Below are 433 nucleotides of genomic sequence, written 5' to 3' on the forward strand. Positions count from 1 at the left end.
GATACTCGAAGAGACAGCCAATCCCTTCGTGACCCGATATACGCCGGGGAATCAACGATGGTTCATGCAGCAATGCGCCGCCTTGACCGAGTATTTCGCGCTCCGGAATTGCGCGACCCCGCATGCCAAGCATGCGATATTGTCCAAGTGGTCCCGATCGCATGCTCATGCTGCCGCCTTCACGAGCGTGGCACCGCACGCCGTCCGATCGCCGATGAACGCCACACGCACGCCGCCATGCGTGCGCTTGCCCGTCGCGACGATGGCGAAGTCGCCGCCACACTTCGGGCACCTGACGAGATGTCCGTCGAGCGCGACGGGGACGCCCCGGTGGGTGAGATTGGGCGCGGCCTGAATGACCTCGCCGCCGTGGTCGGTGGTGTCGCCAAGCTGTGCCACCTCACGTCCTGTCACTGCGTCCTTCATATGCCGC

The 433-nt window shown here is 64.2% G+C and carries 1 protein-coding gene; it reads right to left on the reverse strand.

Features of this window, described 5'->3' with window-relative positions; genetic code table 11:
- Positions 1–165: 165 nt before the first annotated feature.
- The coding region (locus EYW47_RS40060; protein WP_338117870.1) for a PAAR domain-containing protein at positions 166–433 on the reverse strand (268 nt) is incomplete at its 5' end.

It is taken from the genome of Paraburkholderia silviterrae, from assembly GCF_004353915.1.
GTDB lineage: Bacteria > Pseudomonadota > Gammaproteobacteria > Burkholderiales > Burkholderiaceae > Paraburkholderia > Paraburkholderia silviterrae.